A 21,399-nucleotide genomic window follows, 5' to 3' on the forward strand; every position below is an offset into this window, starting at 1 on the left:
CATGCGCCGTCGACGCAGAGCCGAACGAACCGCGTTCGACTCACATCAGTTCAATGCAAGACCCATTCCCAGTTTCCGGGAATTCGCGCGAGGCTACTTCTTTTCCATCACGCATTGCAAAGGGTGCTGGTGCTTGCGCGCAAAATCCATCACCTGCGTCACTTTGGTTTCGGCGATCTCATAGGTGAAAACGCCGCATTCCCCGATCCCATGATGATGAACGTGGAGCATGATCTGCGTCGCCGCCTCGGCGTCCTTCTGGAAGAATTTTTCCAGCACATGAACGACGAATTCCATCGGCGTGTAATCGTCGTTGAGGATCAGCACGCGATACAGGTTGGGACGCTTGGTCTTGGGTTTGACCTTGGTGATGACCGAAGTGGCCGGCCCACCAGGCGCATTGGATCGGTTGTCGTCCTCTGCCATGCCACGCGGCTGCCGGCGGCGATCGTCGGGTGCGCCGGCCACAGGCATCGGGATGCCGTCAGGCATGAATTTCGAAGGTTTCTGGAACATAGCGCCTGTATAAAAGTCCCTAGCGGATATTGGCCAGCCCCGAATTGACAGCGTCCCCAGCCACGACGTGCTGCCGGACGCCTCGGGCACGGAGGCGCCCCGGGTCGCCGCAGGGGTGCGACGCTGTCCGTTGCAGGACCGATCGAGCCAATATGGGTTCCTGCGGGCATTCTCGCAAGCGCACTTCCAGCCCCTTGAATGGCTCGCCGCGCACCGGCCTGATGGCCCCTGGTCCAGACAGGGTTAACCGATCGTGCTCGATTTGACCGGATCCGCAAACCAGCCATTTAACCGGCATTCACGATAATACCGGACGCCGGCGCTGCGACACGCCAATAGTCGGCCTTTTACCTATTTTCTGAGGACACCTTTACCACCTGTTTAGCCGCGGGCGCGGACATAGCCGCCAGAAACCTACCATTGGTGGTGACAATGTTTATTCAGTCCGCGTCGAGCCAGGCAAAGCGCCTCGCATCCCGGTTTGCACGCCACGACGGCGGCAATATCGCGATGACCTTCGCCATCGCTCTGGTGCCCCTGCTCGGCTTCGTGGGCGCCGCCGTCGACTACTCCCGTGCCAACGCGGCCCGCTCGGCGATGCAGGCCGCGCTCGACTCTGCAGCCCTGATGGTTTCGAAGGACCTGTCCGCCAATCCGACGATGTCGGCGGCCGACGTCACCGCGAAGGCCACTGCCTATTTCAAGTCGTTATATACCAATACGAATGCCGGGCAGATCATGGTGACGGCGAGTTACACGACCAATACCAAGGACGGTTCCACCGTCACGGTCAACGGCGCGGGTGCCGTTACAACCGATTTCATGAAGATGGTCGGCCTGCCTCAGTTGGGGATCAGCAGCGGTTCGACAACGACCTGGGGTTCGACGCGCATGCGCGTTGCCATGGCGCTCGACGTGACCGGCTCGATGAAGGACGACGGCAAGATGAAGGCGATGCAGGACGCCGCAAAGAGCCTGATCGATACTCTGAGCGCCAATTCGCGCATGACCGAGGATCTCTACATCTCGATCATCCCGTTCGCGCAGATGGTCAATGTCGACTCGTCGAACAAAAACGCGACCTGGCTCAAATGGGACGAGTATGGATCCTGCAGCAATTCGTACTACGACACCAAAGCCGAGTGCCAAGCGGCTGGCAAAACCTGGACCGCGAGCACGAACAAAAACGCCTGGAATGGCTGCGTCACCGATCGCGATCAGCCTTACGACACCACTAACGACGCCCCGACTGGCACGGCGCGCTATCCGGCCTTCCAGTACAATGCGTGCCCCGCAGCCATTCTGGGAATGACAACGGCCTATGGCAGCACCAATGTTAAGACGCTGAAGGACAAGATCGACAGCCTGTCGCCAAATGGCGGCACCAACCAGGCGATCGGCATGGCCTGGGCCTGGCGCACCTTGCAGATCGGTAGTGATCCGTTCCCCGCTCCTGCCAAGGATTCCAACTACAAATACACCGACGCCATCATCCTGCTGTCGGACGGCATGAACACCATCGATCGCTGGTATGGCAACGGCAGTTCGTGGTCGCCCGACGTCGATGATCGCCAAAAATTGCTATGTACAAACATCAAGGCGCCGGTGAACGGCAAGCAGCAGACGGTGATCTACACGATCCAAGTCAACACTGACGGAGACCCTGAATCTGCGGTCCTGAAATCTTGCGCCGATAGCGGCAACTTCTATCCGACCAGCACAGCCAGCGGCATCGCCACCGCGTTCACCGCCATCGGCAACTCGCTGAACAAGCTCCGCGTCTCGAAGTAACACGCCAGCTAAAGCAGCGAGCGCACCTCAAACAAAAACGCCCGGCCATCAGGCCGGGCGTTTTGATTTGAAGACCGTATCGTTTAGCGCGCCGGGGTCATCATGGCGACGAAGCCTTCGAACGGCTTGTAGGCCTGCTTGGCGAGATCGACATAGAGTTCGCTGATCTTGTGCGATTCAGCCACGAAAGATTCGTAGGCCGATTTGGCGTATTCGGTCTGCACTTCGAGCACCTTGTCGAGCGACTGAACGCCGGACAGTTTGGTCACGAAGGCGTTGCCGTCCTCGAACGACTTCTTGGTGTAGTCGCCAACCGCGACAGCGATAGCCTGTGCACCGTTCTGAAGCGTGGCCGCCGATGCGACTGCACTCTCGAACTGCTCCTTGCCGTACTGCTGGATGTCTTCGACCTTGATCACTGCAAATCCTTTCCCGGATTGGACGGGTCAGCCGCGGCCGGGTGGGCCCCGGTCTGATCTGACCCGCCCATCTATCGTGCGGTGCACAATGACGTCAAGAATCCCGTGCAATGCACAATTTTTACCATTGTCGGTAAATGCACGGATGGCTTGCAAGGGTTGCTTAACCTTTTGGAAACTCGCCGGACCTACCCTGATTTCTTGCATTGGTGCGTTGGGGCCAAAAAGCCCAAAAACTGCATGAGTACATACTCTTAGCCAGAATGGCCGCGTATGCTTCTGCCATCCCGCCGAGAGAACCGCTCAGGCTGACGCTTAAAACTGAGACACATCCCCGGTTGTTGGGCATAATTTAGCCTCACGATCCGGGGAATGAGACTGATCTGACGGGGAAGTCCATGCTTCGCACAACGTTTGCTTCGTCGCGCACCTTGCGGGTGTGCGCCCTTGGGCTGGCGACTCTCAGCATCGCGGTCATCTTTACGACTGACAGCGCGGATGCCCGCAGGCGACATAAATCGCGAAGCCACGTCGCGCGCGTCTCGAGCTACAATCCCGCATTCTCCTCGATCATCGTCGATGGCAATTCCGGCGCGGTTCTCTCGTCGAACAATCCCGACGGTTCGCGCCATCCGGCGTCGCTGACCAAGATCATGACGCTGTATATGCTGTTCGAGAAGCTGGAATCCGGCAAGCTCACCCTCGACAGCGAAATGGACGTCTCGCAGCACGCCTCCGTGCAGGCGCCGACCAAACTGGGCCTGCGCCCCGGTCAGACCCTGCGCGTCGAGGACGCCATCAAGGCGCTGGTGACCCGCTCCGCCAACGACGCCGCCGTTGTCATCGCCGAGGCCATTGCCGGCGACGAAGACGATTTCGCCAAGCTGATGACCAAGAAGGCCCGCGCGCTCGGCATGAGCCGCACGGTGTATCGCAATGCCTCCGGCCTCCCCGACGACGCGCAGGTGACCACCGCACGCGACCAGTCGGTACTCGGCCGCGCCATCCAGGATCGCTTCCCGCGCTATTACCGCTACTTTGCCACCGCCTCCTTCAACTATCGTGGCCGCAACATCCGCAACCATAACCGCCTGATCGGCAGTGTCGAAGGCGTCGACGGCATCAAGACCGGTTACACCCGCGCCTCCGGCTTCAACCTTGTCTCGTCGATGAAGCGCGGCAACCGCCATCTGGTCGGCGTCGTACTCGGCGGCCGCAGCGGCGGCGCCCGTGACGCCGCCATGCGCAACCTGCTTGCCGAGAACCTGGAAAAGGGCGCCACCCGCCGCACCGTGGCCGCGATCACCGAGCGCAATCCGTCCGAAGCGGCGACCGAGGTCGCCGAGGCCGAGGCCCAGGCGCGTCCGACCGAAACCAAACAGGTCAACGGTGCCATTCAGGTGGCCGCTGCAGCGCCGGTCACCACCGAACCGGTCCCCGAGCCCCCGGCTCGCCCCGCCGCACCAGCCGCGCGCCCGTCGGTCTTCGCCGCCGCCACCGCAGCGCTGCCGCCGGCAGCCCCAATGCCGCAGGCAGCACCGATGCCCCAGCCCCGCAAACCGGAGCCCGGCCCGCTGAATTCAGGCGTCATCCAGTCCGAGCCCATCTCGATCATTCCGGGCTCGTCAGAGCCGATGAAGCCGGTTCGCGTCCGCACCGTCCAGGTCAAGTCGGGTCAGTACAAGCTGGCTTCCGCCGGCGGCGAGCAGCCCGCCCCTCCCGCCACCACCAATACTGTCGCAGCGCGCCCGGAAACCACCGCCCGCTCGCCCGAGACCACCAATTCGCTCTATGCCCGCTCGGAGATGCCGCGCCAGCCGGCAGGTTTCGGAACCGGCAATGGCATTCTCGGTGTTCTGCCGGCCCAAGGCAGCGCTCAGGGCGGCACCCAGATGGCCTATGCCGACCCTGCCCCGCGTAACGTGCCCGCCCCTCAGGCTCCCGCTCCGCAGGCGGTACAACAGGGCGGCGCCATCAAGCCCGCCGTGACCCATACCGGCTGGATCATTCAGGTCGGCGCACTGGAGAGCGAGAGCGAGGCACGGACCCGTCTCGACGCCGCCCGTGACCAAGCCCGCGGCCTGCTCGGCAAGGCCGATCCGTTCACCGAAACCGTCGTCGGCAAGGGCGACAAGAAGCTCTACCGCGCCCGCTTCGCCGGCCTCGACCGCGAAAAAGCCGAAGCGGTCTGCAAGACGCTGAAGCGTTCCGAGATCTCCTGCATCACCATCAAGAACTGATCGACACAGACCGTCGAATAGGCAAATGGCCGGGACATCGTCCCGGCCATTTTGCTTTTGGTCACCATAAATCCCCGTGGCGACAACTTCTCGTCAAGACTTAGCCGGTACAAATTCAGACAGGGATTGATCGACCGTGCCGGACAACGGTGGGCGATGGGGCGTTCACAGAGAAACGGAAGCTGCTCGCAGTGTAGCGTAAAAGCGTGCTGGAGTTAGCTACGATGCGTGCGAAGCAGAGTGTCCTTGGCCTCGTTGACCCGGGCCGCCAGGTACGTCGAGCCCCCTTGGTCGGGATGCAGTTTCTTCATGAGGGATCGGTGCGCGCGGCTGATCTCGTCGCGGGTCGCACCCGGCTTCACGCCAAGGATCTGATAAGCCTCCTCTTCCGTCATTTTACTGCCAGGCGCCGCGCGGTCGTGCCGCCCTGCCGTATCGCCCTCCGCGTTCTGACGCCAGGCGGGAAACCGGCGGTCAAGATAACTTTCAAGTAGCGCCACGCTCTCCGCGTCGAAGCCGGTCATCATCGCCGCGAGTTGCGGCAGGTCGAATGCATCGAGCGACTGACCCGCATAGGGGCCGGCCACGATCCGTCCGCTGAGCTGTCCGCTGTCATGATCGAGGGTCATGTCGAGAAACGCCGAGCGGACCTGCGAGGTCTGGCCCGACGACCTGCCCCCGCCTCCGAACATGCCACCGATATTGCCGAAACCCGCAGTGCCGAACGGCGCCCAGCCCAAGAGGCCCGCCCCGAAGATTCCGAGCGGGATCGCCACCGCCAGCTCGCCCTTGATCCCGGTGAAGGCGGCTACGGCCAGTGACAGCACACCGCCGGCGAGCTTGATGCCGCGCGCCAGCAACGCCGGGTTGGCCGAGCGGAACATCTGCAGCAGCATATAGAGCACGAAGACGGCGAGCGCGCCGGCGATCAAAGTAGGCATGAGCTTTAGATAGTCGGTTGCCGCGCTCCGCGAAACGGTTTTGCAGACCGTTTATCGCATCTGGCCGAGCAGCTTTGCCGCACCCGGCGCCGACGACGCCAGCCGCGTCAGCGCCTCCCGTCCGCCGGCGGCATAGGCGGCTACCGCACGCAGCAATTCGCGGAGCTGCGCAGCTGCTCCCGGATCGAACCGGCACCAGGCGCCACCGGTCAGCCGCGCAATCTCGCGAAACGCCTGTTCGGCGGCCGGGTCTTGCCCTTCCTGGAACATGAAGACCGGCACTTTCAGGAGGCCGAGCTCACCAGCCCGCGCACAGAGTTCGTCGACAGACTCCTCCATGGCGTCGCCCACGAATACCAATGCACGCACGCCGGAGGCCACCGCCTCGCGCCGCGTCTCCGACAGCACTTTACCGATCTGGGTCTGACCGCCCTGGCAGGCGATCTTGCCCATCAGCCGCGCCAGCTGCGCGGTGTCCGAAATCCAGCCGGTCGCGCGGCACTCGCTGAGACCACGGAAATAGACGAGACGGATATCGAGACTGCCGATCGATGCGGCCTCGCGAAACATGTCGGCCTGCAGTGTGCAGGCCATGTCCCAGGTCGGCTGCCGGCTCATGGTGGCATCGAGTGCGAACACCAACCGCCCGCGTCCGCCGGCCGCATGCGGCCCCATTGCCTTGGCCTTGGCGACGAAGGCAGCAATGTCAGCCGACGCCGACGGCTGGGTCAGCGCATCGGTCTTTGACTTGGGGATCGTGGGATCGCTGGCCATGACAACTCGCGTTTGCTGCGGGCTTCATGTGGCGAGCATAGGCCGCGCGGTCAACCGCGCAGCACAGAACTCAATTCACGCTGGGCGTATACTGCGAGATCTTGCTCGCGTCAGCCGCATTGCTCTGCTGCGCGGGCTGCTCGATGATCTTCGGCTTGCCCTTGACCGGCGACAGCTTGCTGTCGTCGTCGAGGAACTTGTCGAGCAGGCCCTGAATCTTGGTCTTCAGCGTTTCCGGACCACGATCGCTCATGTCGGTATGCTGCGCGCCGGTGTTGACGACGGTGATACCGGCCTTCTCGCAGACGTCGTCATCCGGCACGACGCCGGGATCCGGCTTGAACACCGTATCGTGCGAACGGAACGACAGGATCTTGAACTTGCCGTCGGTCATGAACGGCACGCGCAGGTTATCCAGCGTCACGACCTTCTTGACGTCATCAGGGAATTCCTTGGCGTAGAACATCGAGATGTCGCCGCCGTTGGAATGGCCGACCAGCGTCAGATGATCGTAATCGGAGTTCGGCTGAATCTTCTTCAGCTCCTTCACCGCGTATTTGATGTTCTGCACGCCACGCTCATAGACCGGCAGACGGCCGACATAGAGTTCGCCGACCTTGGTCACGAGCGGAGCGTCGGTATCGAGATCGTGCTGGATGCTGACGGCCATATAGCCACGCGCCGCAAACACGTTCGCGAGGAATGAGTATTCGGTGAACTTGACGGTGTTACCGTGATTGAGGATCGCGACCGGCAAGGTGATCATGCCGGCATTGGCCTGCATTTCCTTGTCGCGACGAACGGCAATGTCGACCTGCACGGGACGATTACGCGACGCGTCGAAGAGCGTTAGCGTTTCATGCCGAATGGCCCACTTCGACGCGGTGAAATACGCGGCGGTGGTCAGCACGCAAACCGAAAGCAGAATGAGAAGTCCGCGTTTCATGTTCGTCCCTGATCGGCCAGTTACGAGATAAGTCTCGGCCGGCTACAGCACTTATGGGCCGGAATGGCCTCAAGCGGCTGCTTGAACAGCATATATGTCACAGCCCGGTGACAGAAAGGCTAAATATTGTGAATTCCGAGCCATGTTATTGTGCGTCGCACCCGCTTCTTGTGCAGTTGCTAAAGAAAGCCAAGGTCGAATTGAGCGATTTTAAACGAGTTTCGCAAGGGATCGGAATTTCAAAAACGCCCTGATTTCAACGACAAATCAACTGCCGAAAGGGCTACTCGTTCCCCGGTAGCAGAATATGATACCTGTACTATATGGACGAAGTTGAGTGCGGAATCGTTCATAGCCTGCTGAACGGGCAGCGCTGGCTCTCCGCAGTGGACGCGACTCAGTTGCCAAGGATGTCGTGAACGTCGAGCGGCTTGTCGACCTGGGCAAACCATTCAGCGCGGTTGGCGGCGCGGCGACGGCCACGCTCATCGAGCGGCAGCTTCAACTTGCGCAGCAGTTCGATGACTTCCTCGCGCGCCGTGACATGACCCATGCTCGGGCGACGCCCGAGCGTGGCTTCGTTGAGATCGTCGAGCGCCGTCAGACCACGCGGGAAGAACTCGCGATACATCACGCGCTCGGCGAGACCGTCGATGGCACGGAAACCGAGCTGCAGCGAGAGTTGATCGAGGACGCCGGCAACCAGCATCTTGTTGCGCGAGCCGAGCATCGAGAGCCGGTTGCGCACCACGATCCAGTCGGTGGTCGAGCCATCATGCTGGCGGCGCTTGCGCCGCGCCTCGCGCGCCATTTTCGAATAGTGGCTCTCGCCGGTCACCTTGTAGCTTGCGGCATCGACGGCGCCGAGCACGTCGAAATCGAGGAAGCTGTCATTGATCGGCGTCACCAGCGTATCGGCCATCGAATGCGCCAGACGCATCAGATAGGTGTCGCTGCCAGGCGTATCGATGACGATGAAATGGTGGGTACGTTCCACCGCGCTCACCGCGGTCATGAACTGCTCGAGTTCGAAGGCTTCGTTGTCGGCGATCTGCATCGTCTCGCCGAGCTTGACGCAGCTATGGGTCGGCACTTCCAGCGCAAGCCCGGCGCTCTGCGCCCAGGCCGCGCGGTTGGCGATATAGCGCGTGAAGCTCTGCTGACGGCTGTCGAGATCGATCGTAGCGACGCGCTGGCCGGCCTTCAGCAGCGCCACGGCAATATGAAGCGCGGTGGTCGACTTGCCCGACCCGCCCTTCTCATTGCCGAGCACGATGACATGCGCCGCGCCGGGCTGCCCGCCGAACTGCCCCTGGGTGGTTTGCATCAACATCCCGCGATCCCTCGACCATCTTCAAATCGCGAGGTGTGGCAAGGGTCAAGCAAAATGCAGGAGTATTCTGTTCTGCGGGCTATCAGCCGCGCTTAATGATGAATCCCGGCGGCCGGTTACGGCATCAGGACACCCGCCAGCCTGGTATTGTGAGGCTTGGGTGATCCCGCCAGCTTTGATAAGCAGGGCGCGCACGCCCTCACCCGCCGCAGCCAACAACAAGAACGAGCCGCAATGCCCCGCACCCCGATCGTTGCCCGCACCCTGCCCGCCCTTCGCAAGGCGCTCGACGGCCTGCGGGCGCGCAAGGCGACCATCGGCCTAGTGCCGACCATGGGCGCGCTGCATGACGGCCACGTCTCGCTGGTGCGCCTCGCCCAGCGCCGCGCCAGCAAGGTCGTGGTGTCGATCTTCGTCAATCCAACGCAGTTCGCCCCGACCGAGGACTTCGGCTCCTATCCGCGGACCTGGAAGAGCGACCTTGCCAAACTCACCGAAGCCGGCGTCGACCTGATCTGGAATCCCGACGCCAAGGTGATGTATCCGGAAGGCTTCGCGACGAAGATCACCACCGGAGGTCCGGCCACCGCCGATCTCGAGGATCGCTTCCGCCCGCATTTCTTCGGCGGCGTCGCGACGGTCGTCGGCAAGCTGTTCACGCAGGTGCGACCAGACATGGCATTCTTCGGCGAGAAGGACTACCAGCAGCTCAAGGTCGTGACGCGCATGGCGCGGGACCTCGATCTCGGCGTCAAGGTGACCGGCGCGACCACGGTGCGCGAGCGCGACGGTCTCGCGATGTCGTCGCGCAACGTCTATCTCTCGCCGGAAGAGCGCGCCACGGCGCCGGTGCTTTACAAGGCGATGAAGGAAACCGCGAAGCGCCTGAAGGCGGGCGATGACCTAGAAGCCGCCATGGCCGGCGGCGCCGCGATGATCACCACGGCAGGCTTCGCACTCGACTACTTCGAAGCGCGCCATGCGGAGTCACTGGCGCCGGTCGCCTCGATGAAGGACGGCCCGGTGCGACTGCTGGTGGCCGCGAGGATCGGCAAGACGCGGCTGATCGACAATATCGGGGTGTAACAAAGTCCTCGTCATTCCGGGGCGCAGCCGGCTCTTGCCGGATGCGAACCTGGAATCCCGAAATGGAATCCACCTCTCCGCCGACCGGAATTGCGGAGCGATCACACGTTGAGATTCCGGCTTCGGTCCCGTCGCCTGCGGCAACGGTCCGCTCCGGAATGACAACTGAGACGCTTACTCCGCTGCGATCTGCCGCGGTGCCGGCGGCGGATTGGCGAGATCCTTGGCGAGTTCGGCATAGCGCACCTTCGCCGCCTGCACCGAGGCTTCCTTCACCGGGCCATAGCCGCGAATGCTATCGGGCAGCGAAAGGAGCTGCACGGCCGTATCCACCGTGAGCGGTGACAGCAGGTTCAACACCGTGGCGACGTCCTTCTCGTAACCGGCGATCAGATCGCGCTCCAGCTTGCGGTCGGCGCTATAGCCGAACACATCCAGCGGCGTGCCCCGCAAGCCGCGCAGCTTCGCCAGAATGCGAAACAGCGGCAGCATCCAGGCGCCGAAGGCACGCTTCTTCGGGCGGCCCGACGCATCGGTACCCGGCAGCATCGGCGGTGCGAGGTTGAAGTTGATCTTGACGTCACCCTCGAACTGATCGCGGAGCTGTTTCTCGAACCTGCCGTCGGTATAGAGCCGCGCGACCTCGTATTCGTCCTTGTAGGCGAGCAGTTTGGCGTAGTTGATCGCCACCGCACGCGGCAGCTCATCGTCATAGCCGCCGCGCATGGCGGCTTCGCGTACCCGATCAACCATCGCCTGGTAGCGCTCGGCGAGCTTGCTGTTCTGATAATCGGTGAGCAATCCGCTGCGATGAGCGACGATCTCGTCGAGGCTCATCTCGTCCTGGGTCTTCGGCGCGATGGTCTCGTCGGCGCCCTTGAGCATATCGGCGAGCCTTGCCGGATCGGCGGCAGCGAGACGGCCGAGCTGGAACGCCAGCATGTTCATCTTGATCGAGACGCCATTGAGTTCGATGGCCTGCTCGATCGACGCCGACTGCAGCGGCAGCAGGCCCTGCTGATAGGCGAAGCCCATCATCATCATGTTGGTCGCGATGCTGTCACCCAGCAGCGCTTCCGCCGCCTTGGTGAAATCGAGAAACGTCGACTCCTTGCGCAGCGACATTTCCAGCACATTGTTGACGCGGCTGCGCTGGAAATTGAAGTCGCGATTACGCACGAAATCCGCGATCGGAATGAGATGGGTGTTGACGATGCCAGTGGTGCGCGAGCTCTCGCAGAGCGAGATTGTATCCTTGGCAATGGCCACCACTTCATCGGCCGCGATCAGGACATCCGCCGTGCCGGTAACGATGCGCGAACAGGTGACGTCGCCGGTGTCGTTGGCCAGACGCACGTGGCTGAGCACCGCGCCGCCCTTCTGCGCGAGCCCCGACATGTCGAGGATCATGCTGGCTTTGCCCTCGATATGCGCGGCCATGCCGAGCAGCGCACCGACGGTCAGCACGCCGGTGCCGCCGACGCCGCCGACAGCGACGTTATAGGGTTTGTCGAGGGTCGGCCGCGTGGCCGGTTCGGGAAGCGCACCAATGGCGCCGAGTTCGACGGGCGCCTTGCGCTTCAGCTTGCCGCCATCGACGGTCACGAAAGACGGGCAGAAGCCCTTGAGACACGAATAGTCCTTGTTGCAGGACGACTGGTTGATGGTGCGCTTGCGGCCGAGCACGGTCTCCAGCGGTTCCACCGAAATGCAGTTTGACTGCACCGAGCAATCGCCGCAGCCTTCGCAGACTGCCGGGTTGATGAGTACGCGGCGCTGCGGGTCTTCGAGAATGCCCTTCTTGCGGCGGCGACGCTTCTCGGCGGCGCAGGTCTGCACGAACACGATGGCCGAGCAGCCGGCAATCTCGCGGCATTCCTTCATCACGCGGTCGAGCTCGTCGCGATGTGCCAGCTTCACACCCGGCGCAATGGTGTTGGCGGGATATGCATCGGGATTCTCCGACACGAGATAGATGTCGCGGATGCCCTCGCTGTGGAGCTGAAACGTAATCTTCTGCGGCGACAGGTCACCGTCATGGTGCTGACCACCGGTCATCGCCACGGCGTCGTTGTAGAGAATCTTGTAGGTGATGTTGGCCTTGGAGGCGATCGACTGACGGATCGCCAGCGAGCCGGAATGGAAGTATGTGCCATCACCGAGATTGGCGAAGATGTGCTTCTCCTTGGTGAAAGGTGCAATGCCGGTCCATGGCACGCCCTCGCCGCCCATATGGGTGAAGGTCTCCGTCGAGCGATCCATCCACAGCGTCATGAAATGACAGCCGATGCCGGCCAGCGCGCGCGACCCTTCCGGGACCTTGGTCGAGGTATTGTGCGGACAGCCCGAGCAGAAATACGGCGTGCGCGTGATCGGCACAACGTTCTGGACCTGCGAGGCTTCGCGTCCATGAAACCAGTCGGCCTTGGCGCGCAGCAATGCGGCGATCTCGGGATCGATCTCCATCGCGAGCAGGCGATCCACCAGCGAGGTGGCGACCTTGGCGACACTCATTTCTTCGGCGAATGGCAGGAAGCGATGGTCCTTGTCGTCCATCTTGCCGATGATGCGCGGACGCACATCGTCGCGCCAGTTGAACAGCTCCTGCTTGACCTGGTTCTCGACAATCTCGCGGCGCTCCTCGACGATGAAGATCTCTTCGAGGCCCACGGCAAATTTGCGTACGCCTTCCGGCTCCAGCGGCCAGGGCATGCCGATCTTGTACAACCGAAGACCAATCTTGGCGGCGACCTCTTCGGTGATCCCGAGCTCGCGGAGAGCCTGACGCACATCCTCGTAGCTCTTGCCGGAGGCCATGATGCCGAAACGTGCATTCGGCGAGTCCATGGTGACGCGGTTGATGTTATTGGCACGGGCGAAAGCGATCGCCGCAAAGCCCTTGTAGTCCTGCAGCCGGCGATCCTGCACGAAGCGATCATCCGGCCAGCGCAGGTTCAGACCATCCAGCGGCAGTTCGAAATCGGTGGGAATGTTGAACGGCGTCATCTCGTCGTTGAGGTTGATCTCTGCCGTGGTCTCCACGGTTTCGGTGATCACCTTCATGCCAACCCAGCAGCCGGAATAGCGCGACATGGCAATGCCGAGGAGACCCATCTCGATCATCTCATGGATCGACGACGGGTAGAGATAGGGCATCAGCGCCGATATGAAGGCATGGTCAGACTGATGCGGAACGGTCGAGGACTTGGCGCCGTGGTCGTCGCCGGCGAGACAGAGCACGCCGCCGAATTTCGCGGAGCCTGCGGCATTGCCGTGGCGGAAGACGTCGCCGCAGCGATCGACGCCGGGGCCCTTGCCGTACCAGATGCCGACCACGCCATCATATTCTGCACCGGGCGAGAGATTGAGCTGCTGGGTGCCCCAGATCGCGGTGGCGGCGAGATCTTCGTTGACGCCGGGCTGAAATTTGACGCCGTACTGATCGAGGTGTTTGCGCGCGGCCGTGAGCTGCTGGTCGTAGCCGCCGAGCGGCGAACCACGATAGCCGGTGACGAAAGCTGCGGTATTCAGGCCGGCCGCGCGGTCCCTGCGGACCTGCGCCATCGGCAGTCGCACCAGCGCCTGAATGCCGGTCAGGAAGATGTGGCCGGAGCCCTGGGTGTATTTCTGATCGAGACTGATCGCGCCTTGATTAATTCCCATCCCTGCCCTCGTCACTGCGGCCCGGATCGTCTCGACGGGCGCGCTTATCCATTCATTATGTGGGGTCGTTCGACTCCCTTAGAAACAGTCTATGTTGGATTTTGAACGGGGCGCACTACAATTCTGGGCAATGGAGCCCCGCGTCCAAAGAACGCAATTTCGTGATGAAAGCGGCCGGCAGACTTGTCACGTTGTGTCGCCGCAAAGGCCTTTGGCGCAAGGACGTAACGGTCTCACGCTGCAGTGCGATGCAGCACAATCTGCATAAGGCGGCTCAGGCCTCGCCCGGGAATATCTCGCCGATCACCTTCATCAGATCGGCCTCGCGGAACGGCTTGCGCAGATAGGCGCGAAAACGCCCCACCCGGTCTCGCACGACATGCTCCAGCAGCGAGGTCATGACCACCACCGGAATGCTGCGGAGACGCTCCTCCTGCCTCATGGCCGCAATCAAGCCGGCGCCGTCGAGGAATGGCATCATGAAATCGGTCAGCACGAGATCGGGCGTGTCCCGATGCAGAATGTCGAGCGCCTCGCGGCCATTGCCGGCCACGAGAACATTAAAGGCGTTTTCGCTCAACAGGACTTCGAGCCAGTCGGCGATTGCCCATTCGTCCTCGACAATCAGGACAGTTCGCACCGCTATTCTCCAGTCAACTTGAGATCCGTCGATGGAGTTGGTGCAGGTCCCTGATTTGAGATGTCCCTGAGGATGCGCTCCGCGCTTTGGTGGTCGGCGTCGAGAACGATACCGCCGTCGAGAATTTCGAAGCGGCGCATGCGCATATCGGTCCGGCGATCACGCGATTTCAGAATGGTCATCAGACGATGGTTTTCCGAGCGCAGGGCTGCGAGATGCAGCGCAATGATGTTCTCGGCAACCGCCGAGAGACCCGTCTGGTTGACGCCCTTGAGCGGCTGCCCGGGTGTCATGCCAGCCTGATCGGTTTCTGCCGTTGCCAGCGTGGCAACACCGAGTGCGCGCAACTCGTTGCACAGCGCCGACAAAAAAGAACCGATGCGCTCTTTTTCGTCGGTGAGCTTGGAAAAGCCCTCGATGCCGTCGATCACCAGACGGCGCACCCCGTTCTGGCGAATAGCGGTGAGCAGTTCGGTGGCGACCTCATCGAGCACGGCTTCGGTCTGCGGGCGCCACAGCAGGCTGATCTTGCCCTCTCGCGCCTTGAGCGGCAGCTTGAGACTGTCCGCCTTGATCCGCAGCGCCATCGGGTTCTCGTGAAAGCCAAACAGCATCGCCTTCTCGTCGGCGGCACCGCCGGTGAGGAACTGAAGGCCTGCGGTGGTCTTGCCGGACCCGGAAGGCCCGAGCACGACAGTCACCGAATGCGTATCAACGCCGCCGCCCAGCATCTTGTCGACGCCGGCAATGCCGACCGACACCATTGGACCGTCAGCGCTGTCCCAAACGCTGGGCGTCTCCAGCAGCGCCTCGATACGCGGATAGATTCCGTGGCCGCCGTCAGTGATGCGATAAGAGTGCTTACCGCCCATGAACCAGCTGCCGCGCAGCTTATGGACCTGCAGGGAACGCTCCGCCCGGCGACCATGCAGCGAAGTCTGCAGCTCGATCAGACCATCCACCATTGTGTGTTCCGGCGGATGCGCATCGGCATCGAAGGCACTGGTGAGCAGGAACATGGTGCAATTGCTGAAGGCAGCCTGGGTCTGCAGTTCGTGGATGAACTTCTTGAGTTCGAGTTCGGAGCGCGCCTTTTCGTGCACGGTGATCAGCCCGTCGAGCACGAGGATGCTGGCCTTGCGGGTGCGGACCTCGCGGCGGACGACTTCCAGCAGTCCGCGCAGTCCGTCGTCTTCCAGCGTCTTGAAGGCGCCGACATAGGACATCCGGTCGGGAATTGCCGCTTCATCAAAGAAGGTCATCCGCCGCATATGCCCGATCATGCGGGCGTGGCTCTCGGCAAGCAGCGTGATGTAAAGCGCGTTACGCCCCTGCGCGGCCTGGGCGAAACAGATCTGGTTGCCCAGAATCGTTTTTCCGGCGCCCGGCGCGCCCTGAATGATATAGATGCCGCCGTCGAAAACGCCCCCGCCCAGGATCGCATCGAGACCCGATACGCCGGTTGCAAACCGGCCGCTGTCGCCACTCATTCCGAAACTGCCCCCAAGATGACCTATGGCGGTGAGATGTTGAAACGCGTCGGGGAGCGACGGGTTCCAAAGCTTTGTCAGAAATATTTCGAAACGCTGCCTCTCAGCAAGGCAGCATCCCGCTAATGCCGGCCCAGAAACGGAACATCGGCCTTTACGGGCCATTGCTGTCCAGTCACCCTAACGACATCAGGCATGGAGGACGGAAATGGATCACAAGCTGAATAGCTGGACGCCGCAGCCTGAACTCGCCGGCAGCAATATGACGCCGACGAATGATGGTTCTTATCATCCGGATTGCGGCGAAGCGCACGATCACAAGCCGACAAAGGCCATCATCGGCGTGGGACTACTCGTGGTACTGAGTTTCTTGCTCTACGAATTCAACGGCAAGGCGTCCAAGACGCACACGTCAGCGACCCCGCCTGCGCAGCACCAGAGTTTCGCGGCTAACCGCTAGGCTTCGACAGCTTCGTCCGCAATAACGCTTTCAGTCTCGGACACGATGACCCGAAACTGGAAGCCGTGCAGACCGATAGTCGGCACGATGCCGAAATGGTCTGTGCCGAGGACTTTGACCCGATGCTGAAGTTCGTTTTTCTCGGTGTTTACCGGGATATCACTGATCTGCTCATAGGCCTTGCGTGTGTGGCGCTTGTTACCCCAGCGCAGCGCGCGCTCGATCAGCGGCTCCGGCTGTGTGGCCAGGACACGCGCCATGCGCCAGAAAGTCTGCACCAGCTTCGTATAGGCAATCTCTTCCAGGCCCGCGACACTGATATCCGCCGGAATTGGGAACGCCTCGACATCCACGATCGGTCCGGCATCGACACGTGCAATCATGCGATGGACCGTGCAGCCGAAGTCTGTCGCGTGATCGTGGAGCGCAGAATAGGCCGGGGCCCAGCCGGGATATTGCGGCGGGCCGGGATGGAAATTGTAGGCGCCAAAGCCAAGCTGATCGAGCACCGCGCCGGGGACGATTACGCCGGTGGTGAACGAAATCATCCGCGCCCGGCCCAGCCAGTCGGGCTCGATCGCCGCCAGATCTTCAGCTGTGAAAACAGGAAGGACCGTGAGGGCCGGATTGTGACCACGGAGCAAGGTTGTGAAGACCGAGTGCTCAGCAGGACCCGTCAGGAGGATAATCGTATCGAACATTCGGGCCGCCACGCGCTTCTGCGAATCAACAATCACCACAGCGTCGCAGCCAGCCCTTAACATCTGATGAGCAGGCCCGATCGCGCTGCATTGCCGCATAGGGCGCGGCTCCGGAATGGCGCAATCGCGGGAACATGCACCCCCTCTGACGGTTGTCTGGCCGCACAGGAGGACACGAGATGGCGAACATTCCCAATCCCAATGATCCGTATCGTCCGAATCCCGCCGATGACATCCGCAATCCAGTGCGGTTCGACAATGAGCTGCAGGCCGATCCTGAACTCGCTGAAGGGCCCGCGAGCGGTAGCCGCGTGGCTATCTATGCACTTGGCGTTATTGTCTTGCTCGGCGCCGTATTCTACGGCCTGAACAGCACATCGACGAATCCGGGCGACACGACGAAGAGCGCGTCCCAATCCACGCCGGCAACACAAAGCAGCACGCCAAAGGCGCCAGCGCCAACCAACAACATCGCGGATTCCTATTCGAAGCCGCCAGTGGCACCGGGCGTACGCGACGTAACGCCGAGCAACAACCGGTCCGACGTCACCACCGGCGCGGCACCGGCACGGCCGCAAGCTCCGCAATCGGCTCCGACCGGCACCGAGATCGACAGCTCGAAGGGCGGCGCGCCGAAGTAACGGCGCCACCGGGCAGACAAGGCTGCGGGCATCAATACCCGCGGCTTTGTTGCGCATGGACTCACGCTCCCCGGGAGCCGGTTTATTGCTGAAGTAGATCCGGTGACGTTCATCCGGAAAACGTGAAGACGCCGGCTTACCTTTGCCGCAATGCAGCCTGAAACCGCGCCGGACATTCCCTCTCCCCGGAGCTTTCTCGATGAACCGCCTGCTGCTCGCTGCGCTGATTGCGACCTTACCATTCACCTCATCGCAAGCGGCCGAGCCTCCTTCAGTACGCGAGCCTTACGGCATCGGCCTCGAAGGCTTCCCCTATCCTTACCCCGTCAACATGCTGCCGCTCGTCAATGACGGCGAGCAGCTGCGCATGGCCTATATGGACGTGCCATCGACCAAGCCCAATGGTCGGACTGTGGTGCTACTGCATGGCCGCAACTTTCCGTCGAGCTACTGGGCCCCGGTGATCGGCACGTTGAACGAGGCGGGTTACCGCGTCGTGGTCCCCGATCAGATCGGCTTCGGCAAATCGTCGAAACCATCGGGCGACCTGCATTTCGACACCCTCGCCCGCAACACCATCGCGCTGATGGATCACCTTGGAATTTCCAAATTCGACATCGTCGCGCATTCGCTGGGTGGCATGCTGAGCGTCCGTATCGCACGCGCCTATCCTGATCGCATCGATCACCTGCTGCTCGCGGCGCCGATCGGACTTGAGGACTATCGCCTCTATGTGCCACCGACGCCGACCGAGAAGATCCTGGAGAACGAAGACAAGCTGACCGCGGAGGGTTATCGCAAACAGCTCGAGGTGAATTATTCGCTGAAGATGCAGCCCGACCAGGTAACGCCCTTCATCGACGCGCGTTTCAACATCAAGGGGTCGCCGGAATATCCGCGCTGGCTGCGTGCCTTCGTCAGCTCGGCGCAACTCATTTATCGCGAGCCCGTGGTCCATGAAATTCCTCTGATCGCCCTGCCGACCCTGTTCATCATGGGCGCCGACGATCACAACGCACCGGGCAAGCCGAATGCGCCGGAGGCGCTACGGCCAAAGATGGGCCAGAACGCCGATCTGGCAAAGGCGCTGGCGGCGAAGATGCCGAACGCGAAGGCCGAGGTGTTGCCGAACGCAGGCCATATCGTGTTTCTCGATGCGCCGGCCAAATTCAACGAGCTGATGCTGGGATTTCTCGCGGCGAAGTAGCAACTGTCGCGCCCTGCTACGCTCGCATCCCGAAACATTCATGCTGCATTCAGATCGAATCGGCTTAATTCAGCCTGCGCAGCGTTGATCCTCTGCAACTTTCCTGCCCAGCATGAGTTCTGCAGCGGGTGATGCGATGCCATCATTAATTCTCTGCGCCGCATCGCGGCGCCATCGAGGGAGAACACGAATGAAGACGATCTTTGCGGCAGCCTTGTTTGCCGTTAGCGTCGGGGGCATCGGTGCCGCCAGCGCAATGCCTCTGGCTCCGCTGAGCGCTGCAGACACGGCAGGCGTGATCCAGGTCGCTCAGGGCTGCGGCCCCGGCTATGCCCGCGGTCCCTATGGCGGTTGCCGCCCGATGTTCCGCGGCCCGCCGCCGCGCGCCCGCTACTGCCCACCCGGCTTCTTCCGCAATCCCTACGGCCGCTGTATCCGCCGCTGGTGATCGCTGCACAATCCTGATGACGAAAGCCCCGCCAATGGCGGGGCTTTTTGTTGCCCACGCGCCGGTTACAGCCGTCACATGAAGATGACAGAATGGCGCTTCGCTATTCTGGAGATCGTCATGTCGCGCACCTTGCGTCGTCTCATTCTGGCCGGTCTGCTCGGCCTCTCATCGCTGACGACCGGCCGCGCCGAGACCATTCCCCTACCCGAGCCGCAGCTCGGTCCGCGGCCGTTCTATCTTGTCGACAAGATGAAAGGCGGCCCGCTGAAAACGAAGCTGAGCACCTGCACCGGACCATTTCGCAAGAGCGACTTCTCCATCGCCCATCGCGGCGCGCCGCTGCAATTCCCGGAGCACAGTCGGGAATCCTATCTGGCCGCAGCGCGCATGGGCGCCGGCGTGATCGAATGCGATGTGACCTTCACCAAGGACCGCCAGCTCGTCTGCCGGCATTCGCAATGCGACCTGCATACGACCACCAATATTCTCTCGGTGCCGGCGCTGGCGAATAAATGCACGCAGCCCTTCAGCCCCGCCGCCCCCGCCACAGGCAGGAAGGCGTCGGCGAAATGCTGTACGAGCGACATCACGCTGGCGGAGTTCAAAACGCTGACGGCGAAGATGGATGCCGCCAACACGTCGGCGACCACTGTTGCGGATTATCAGAACGGCACGCCGCGCTGGCGCACCGATCTTTATGCGAGTTCGGGCACGCTGATGACCCATGCCGAGAGCATCGCGCTGATCAAGAGCCTCGGTGCCAAATTCACGCCCGAGCTGAAAGCACCAGAAGTGCCGATGCCGTTCGACGGCGATTACAGCCAGGAGAAATACGCGGCCCAGATGCTCGACGAATATCGAGCCGCCGGCATTCCGCCTGGTAACGTATTTGCCCAGAGCTTCGATCTCAACGACATCAAGTTCTGGATCCGCACCGCGCCGGAATTCGGCATGCAGGGGGTCTATCTCGACGGCCGCTATGAAACACCCGGTTTCGATCACATGCGCGCGGAAACATGGAAGCCGTCCATGGCCGAACTCAAGGCTGCCGGCGTCAGGATTCTCGCGCCACCGATCTATATGCTGCTGACGCTGGATTCCGATGGGCGCATTGTCCCCTCCCCCTATGCCAAGGCGGCGCGCGATGCCGGGCTCGATCTGATCACCTGGTCGCTGGAGCGCGACGGGCCGCTCGCCAATGGCGACGGCTTCTTCCATCGCTCGGTCAAACCCGCCATCGACCGCGACGGCGATACGCTGACAGTGCTGGACGTGCTCGCGAAGGATGTCGGCGTCCGTGGTGTGTTTTCCGACTGGCCGGCCACGACGACGTTCTATGCCAGCTGTATGGGGCTCCTCTGACGCAGCGCGCTATTTGGCGTCGCTGTCATAGATGAATTTCGGCATTTCCAGCTTGAGCCGGATCGCCAGCAGGCGGAACACCAGTCCGGTCACGGCGGCGACCAGCGTCACGAGATCGGGGCTGAATCCGTATTTGATGCCGCCGATATACAGAAGCCCGGTGACGATCGAGACGCTGGCATAGAGTTCGGCGCGAAACAGCAGTGGCACGTCGTTGCACAGCACGTCGCGGATGACACCGCCGACGCAGCCGGTGATCATCCCGGCGACCACAACGATCAGCAGCGGCTGATCCATGGCGAGCGCGATGTTACAGCCCATGATGGTGAAGACCACGAGGCCGATGGCGTCGAGCACTAGAAACAGCGCATGAAAACGATGCACGACCCGTGCGAGCCCGATGGTCAGCAGCGCCGCGCCGCCGGTCAGCAGCAGCAGATACGGGCTCTTCACCCACCACAACGGATAGTGCCCGAGCAGCATGTCGCGCATCGAACCACCGCCGAGCGCAGTGATGCAGCCGAGCATGGCGACGCCGAGCCAGTCCATCTTGCGCCGCCCGGCCGCCAGCGCGGCCGTCATCGCCTCGGCGACGAGCGCGATCATGGCGAGCGGAAACAGCAGGGCTTCGGTATGGGGCATGGGACTCGCCGGCAGCGGATGACGGCGACCTGTAACACAAATCCGTGCACGCGGTGACCGGCGGCGGACAAATCCCCGCCATCTTCCTGAGCCTCC

Annotated in this window: 19 protein-coding genes; 8 read left to right on the forward strand and 11 right to left on the reverse strand. The window is 62.0% G+C overall.

Annotated elements, in window-relative coordinates:
• Positions 1-93 precede the first annotated feature (93 nt).
• Positions 94-426, reverse strand: a complete 333-nt coding sequence (gene clpS / locus AB8A27_RS13595) for an ATP-dependent Clp protease adapter ClpS (protein ID WP_068734422.1) — start codon at positions 424-426, stop codon at positions 94-96.
• Positions 427-948: 522 nt separating this feature from the next.
• Between clpS and AB8A27_RS13600 the strand changes: the two genes are divergently transcribed.
• Complete coding sequence (locus tag AB8A27_RS13600; protein ID WP_441242357.1) at positions 949-2,307, forward strand: pilus assembly protein TadG-related protein; 1,359 nt, start codon at positions 949-951, stop codon at positions 2,305-2,307.
• Between the two features lie 83 nt (positions 2,308-2,390).
• Here the strand turns inward: AB8A27_RS13600 and AB8A27_RS13605 are convergent, their stop codons facing one another.
• Entirely contained in the window at positions 2,391-2,726 is a 336-nt protein-coding gene (locus tag AB8A27_RS13605) for a phasin family protein (RefSeq protein WP_092144402.1), read from the reverse strand.
• A 398-nt stretch (positions 2,727-3,124) separates the two neighbouring features.
• Here AB8A27_RS13605 and AB8A27_RS13610 point away from each other — a divergent pair, with 398 nt between their 5' ends.
• Complete coding sequence (locus AB8A27_RS13610) at positions 3,125-4,966, forward strand: D-alanyl-D-alanine carboxypeptidase (protein ID WP_441242358.1); 1,842 nt, start codon at positions 3,125-3,127, stop codon at positions 4,964-4,966.
• A gap of 215 nt (positions 4,967-5,181) precedes the next feature.
• Here the strand turns inward: AB8A27_RS13610 and AB8A27_RS13615 are convergent, their stop codons facing one another.
• The 4 genes from AB8A27_RS13615 to AB8A27_RS13630 all read right to left on the reverse strand — a co-directional run bounded on the left by AB8A27_RS13615 (position 5,182) and on the right by AB8A27_RS13630 (position 8,960).
• The gene (locus AB8A27_RS13615) at positions 5,182-5,907 is read right to left on the reverse strand and encodes a DnaJ domain-containing protein (RefSeq protein ID WP_441242359.1); all 726 of its coding nucleotides are present in this window, start codon (positions 5,905-5,907) and stop codon (positions 5,182-5,184) included.
• A 51-nt stretch (positions 5,908-5,958) separates the two neighbouring features.
• Positions 5,959-6,681 (reverse strand): VWA domain-containing protein, encoded by a 723-nt coding sequence (locus AB8A27_RS13620; RefSeq protein ID WP_441242360.1) that lies wholly within the window; start codon positions 6,679-6,681, stop codon positions 5,959-5,961.
• A 70-nt stretch (positions 6,682-6,751) separates the two neighbouring features.
• On the reverse strand, positions 6,752-7,627 hold the full coding sequence (locus AB8A27_RS13625) for an alpha/beta fold hydrolase (RefSeq protein WP_441242361.1): 876 nt from the start codon (positions 7,625-7,627) through the stop codon (positions 6,752-6,754).
• Between the two features lie 397 nt (positions 7,628-8,024).
• Entirely contained in the window at positions 8,025-8,960 is a 936-nt protein-coding gene (locus tag AB8A27_RS13630; RefSeq protein ID WP_441242362.1) for a division plane positioning ATPase MipZ, read from the reverse strand.
• Between the two features lie 234 nt (positions 8,961-9,194).
• Here AB8A27_RS13630 and panC point away from each other — a divergent pair, with 234 nt between their 5' ends.
• Positions 9,195-10,046, forward strand: coding sequence for a pantoate--beta-alanine ligase (panC, locus tag AB8A27_RS13635; RefSeq protein ID WP_441242363.1), 852 nt, complete (start codon positions 9,195-9,197; stop codon positions 10,044-10,046).
• A 174-nt stretch (positions 10,047-10,220) separates the two neighbouring features.
• Here the strand turns inward: panC and AB8A27_RS13640 are convergent, their stop codons facing one another.
• The 3 genes from AB8A27_RS13640 to AB8A27_RS13650 all read right to left on the reverse strand — a co-directional run bounded on the left by AB8A27_RS13640 (position 10,221) and on the right by AB8A27_RS13650 (position 15,839).
• Entirely contained in the window at positions 10,221-13,709 is a 3,489-nt protein-coding gene (locus AB8A27_RS13640; RefSeq protein ID WP_441242364.1) for an indolepyruvate ferredoxin oxidoreductase family protein, read from the reverse strand.
• A gap of 274 nt (positions 13,710-13,983) precedes the next feature.
• On the reverse strand, positions 13,984-14,349 hold the full coding sequence (locus AB8A27_RS13645) for a response regulator (RefSeq protein ID WP_441242365.1): 366 nt from the start codon (positions 14,347-14,349) through the stop codon (positions 13,984-13,986).
• A gap of 2 nt (positions 14,350-14,351) precedes the next feature.
• Entirely contained in the window at positions 14,352-15,839 is a 1,488-nt protein-coding gene (locus AB8A27_RS13650; RefSeq protein WP_441242366.1) for an RAD55 family ATPase, read from the reverse strand.
• 208 nt (positions 15,840-16,047) lie between these two features.
• Here AB8A27_RS13650 and AB8A27_RS13655 point away from each other — a divergent pair, with 208 nt between their 5' ends.
• Positions 16,048-16,299: a hypothetical protein gene (locus AB8A27_RS13655; RefSeq protein WP_441242367.1), complete on the forward strand. Its 252-nt coding sequence runs from the start codon at positions 16,048-16,050 to the stop codon at positions 16,297-16,299.
• Here AB8A27_RS13655 and AB8A27_RS13660 read toward each other — a convergent pair.
• Positions 16,296-17,099 carry a formyltransferase family protein gene (locus tag AB8A27_RS13660; RefSeq protein ID WP_441242368.1) on the reverse strand — a complete coding sequence of 268 codons (804 nt, stop codon included), beginning with the start codon at positions 17,097-17,099 and terminating at the stop codon, positions 16,296-16,298. The genes AB8A27_RS13655 and AB8A27_RS13660 overlap by 4 nt on opposite strands.
• Before the next feature lie 80 nt (positions 17,100-17,179).
• Between AB8A27_RS13660 and AB8A27_RS13665 the strand changes: the two genes are divergently transcribed.
• The 4 genes from AB8A27_RS13665 to AB8A27_RS13680 all read left to right on the forward strand — a co-directional run bounded on the left by AB8A27_RS13665 (position 17,180) and on the right by AB8A27_RS13680 (position 20,661).
• Positions 17,180-17,641: a hypothetical protein gene (locus AB8A27_RS13665; protein WP_441242369.1), complete on the forward strand. Its 462-nt coding sequence runs from the start codon at positions 17,180-17,182 to the stop codon at positions 17,639-17,641.
• Between the two features lie 199 nt (positions 17,642-17,840).
• Positions 17,841-18,848, forward strand: a complete 1,008-nt coding sequence (locus tag AB8A27_RS13670) for an alpha/beta fold hydrolase (RefSeq protein WP_441242370.1) — start codon at positions 17,841-17,843, stop codon at positions 18,846-18,848.
• Positions 18,849-19,038: 190 nt separating this feature from the next.
• Positions 19,039-19,296, forward strand: coding sequence for a GCG_CRPN prefix-to-repeats domain-containing protein (locus AB8A27_RS13675; protein ID WP_092144424.1), 258 nt, complete (start codon positions 19,039-19,041; stop codon positions 19,294-19,296).
• 120 nt (positions 19,297-19,416) lie between these two features.
• Positions 19,417-20,661, forward strand: coding sequence for a glycerophosphodiester phosphodiesterase family protein (locus tag AB8A27_RS13680; protein WP_441244907.1), 1,245 nt, complete (start codon positions 19,417-19,419; stop codon positions 20,659-20,661).
• A gap of 9 nt (positions 20,662-20,670) precedes the next feature.
• Here the strand turns inward: AB8A27_RS13680 and AB8A27_RS13685 are convergent, their stop codons facing one another.
• A complete protein-coding gene (locus AB8A27_RS13685) occupies positions 20,671-21,303 on the reverse strand; it encodes a trimeric intracellular cation channel family protein (protein WP_441242371.1) in 633 nt (210 codons plus the stop codon).
• Positions 21,304-21,399: the final 96 nt, after the last annotated feature.

Source organism: Tardiphaga sp. 768_D3_N2_1, from assembly GCF_052076105.1.
Taxonomy (GTDB): Bacteria; Pseudomonadota; Alphaproteobacteria; order Rhizobiales; family Xanthobacteraceae; genus Tardiphaga.

Coding starts and splice junctions, on each gene's coding strand:
- AB8A27_RS13655 (WP_441242367.1), top strand. CDS start 16,048: ATGGATCACAAGCTGAATAGCTGGACGCCGCAGCCTGAACTCGCCGGC.
- AB8A27_RS13665 (WP_441242369.1), top strand. CDS start 17,180: ATGGCGAACATTCCCAATCCCAATGATCCGTATCGTCCGAATCCCGCC.
- AB8A27_RS13600 (WP_441242357.1), top strand. CDS start 949: ATGTTTATTCAGTCCGCGTCGAGCCAGGCAAAGCGCCTCGCATCCCGG.
- AB8A27_RS13685 (WP_441242371.1), bottom strand. CDS start 21,303: ATGCCCCATACCGAAGCCCTGCTGTTTCCGCTCGCCATGATCGCGCTC.
- AB8A27_RS13620 (WP_441242360.1), bottom strand. CDS start 6,681: ATGGCCAGCGATCCCACGATCCCCAAGTCAAAGACCGATGCGCTGACC.
- AB8A27_RS13610 (WP_441242358.1), top strand. CDS start 3,125: ATGCTTCGCACAACGTTTGCTTCGTCGCGCACCTTGCGGGTGTGCGCC.
- AB8A27_RS13630 (WP_441242362.1), bottom strand. CDS start 8,960: ATGTTGATGCAAACCACCCAGGGGCAGTTCGGCGGGCAGCCCGGCGCG.
- panC (WP_441242363.1), top strand. CDS start 9,195: ATGCCCCGCACCCCGATCGTTGCCCGCACCCTGCCCGCCCTTCGCAAG.
- AB8A27_RS13650 (WP_441242366.1), bottom strand. CDS start 15,839: ATGAGTGGCGACAGCGGCCGGTTTGCAACCGGCGTATCGGGTCTCGAT.
- AB8A27_RS13680 (WP_441244907.1), top strand. CDS start 19,417: ATGTCGCGCACCTTGCGTCGTCTCATTCTGGCCGGTCTGCTCGGCCTC.
- clpS (WP_068734422.1), bottom strand. CDS start 426: ATGGCAGAGGACGACAACCGATCCAATGCGCCTGGTGGGCCGGCCACT.
- AB8A27_RS13625 (WP_441242361.1), bottom strand. CDS start 7,627: ATGAAACGCGGACTTCTCATTCTGCTTTCGGTTTGCGTGCTGACCACC.
- AB8A27_RS13670 (WP_441242370.1), top strand. CDS start 17,841: ATGAACCGCCTGCTGCTCGCTGCGCTGATTGCGACCTTACCATTCACC.
- AB8A27_RS13640 (WP_441242364.1), bottom strand. CDS start 13,709: ATGGGAATTAATCAAGGCGCGATCAGTCTCGATCAGAAATACACCCAG.
- AB8A27_RS13615 (WP_441242359.1), bottom strand. CDS start 5,907: ATGCCTACTTTGATCGCCGGCGCGCTCGCCGTCTTCGTGCTCTATATG.
- AB8A27_RS13660 (WP_441242368.1), bottom strand. CDS start 17,099: ATGCGGCAATGCAGCGCGATCGGGCCTGCTCATCAGATGTTAAGGGCT.
- AB8A27_RS13675 (WP_092144424.1), top strand. CDS start 19,039: ATGAAGACGATCTTTGCGGCAGCCTTGTTTGCCGTTAGCGTCGGGGGC.